The organism is Mycobacterium sp. 852002-51971_SCH5477799-a (assembly GCF_001667145.1).
Lineage (GTDB): Bacteria > Actinomycetota > Actinomycetes > Mycobacteriales > Mycobacteriaceae > Mycobacterium.
The window spans coordinates 1-1,262 of the sequence record NZ_LZIF01000100.1; the positions used below are offsets into that span (position 1 = coordinate 1).

Sequence of the window (1,262 nt, forward strand, 5' to 3'; positions counted from 1 at the left end):
CGCGGGTATCGCATCGAGCTGGGTGAGGTACAGGCGGTGCTGGCCCGGCTGGACGGCGTGGCGCAGGCGGCGGTGATCGCGCGTGAGGACCGTCCCGGCGACAAGCGGTTGGTCGGCTATATCACCGGTACGGCGGATGGGACTCAGATCCGCGCCGAGCTGGCCGAGCGGCTGCCCGCATACATGGTGCCCGCGGCGGTGGTGACGCTTGATGCGTTGCCACTGACGGTCAACGGCAAACTCGATCGGCGGGCGTTGCCGGCCCCGGAGTACGGCGATGTCGATCATTACCGGGCCCCGGCCACCGCGGTCGAGGAGATTTTGGCCGGTATCTTCGCCCAGGTCTTGGGATTAGACCGGGTCGGGGTCGATGAGTCGTTCTTCGATATCGGTGGCGATTCACTCTCGGCGATGCGGGCCATCGCGGGGGCCAATAAGGCGCTGAATGCCCATCTTTCGGTGCGCACGTTGTTCGAGGCCCCCACTGTGGCCCAGTTGGCGCCCCATATCGGCGAGGTCATGAGCCGACTTGCGCCCCTGATTCCGGTGCAGCGGCCCGAGGTGGTGCCGTTGTCGTTTGCGCAGAATCGGTTGTGGTTCATCGACCAGTTGCAGGGCCCTTCGGCGGTGTACAACATGGCGGTGGCGTTGCGGCTGAGCGGGCGCCTGAACGCCGAGGCGCTGGGGGCGGCGCTGGCCGATGTGGTGGATCGCCACGAAAGCCTGCGGACATTGTTCCCGTCGGTGGACGGCGTCCCGCGGCAGTTGGTGATCCCGTTGGGGGAAGCCGACTTTGGTTGGCAGGTCGTGGATGCCACCGGTTGGTCGGCCGGCCGGGTGGAGCAGGCCGTCGCCGTGGTTGTGCGCGATCCGTTTGACCTGACGTCTGAGATTCCGTTGCGGGCAAGGCTTTTGCGTGTCGCCGATGAGGAGCACGTGCTGGTGGCGGTGGTGCACCATATCGCCGCCGACGGCTTGTCGATCTCCCCGATGGTGGGCGATTTGGGGGTGGCCTATGCCAGCCGGTGTGCCGGACAAGCCCCGAGTTGGGCACCGCTGCCGGTGCAATACGTCGATTACACGCTATGGCAGCGCGAACAGTTTGGTGAATTACAGGACCCGCACAGTCTGATCGCTGCGCAGCTGACCTACTGGGAAGGCCTTTTGGCCGGTATGCCCGAGCGGCTTGAGTTGCCCACCGATCGGCCCTATCCGCCGGTGGCCGATTATCGCGGGGCCCGGGTGATGCTGGATTGGCCGGC

Annotated in this window: 1 protein-coding gene; it reads left to right on the forward strand. The window is 66.2% G+C overall.

All coding sequences use genetic code 11. The features are described 5' to 3' along the window. A partial coding sequence (locus tag A5753_RS14365; protein WP_231990079.1) for a condensation domain-containing protein occupies positions 1 to 1,262 on the forward strand: 1,262 nt, incomplete at both ends.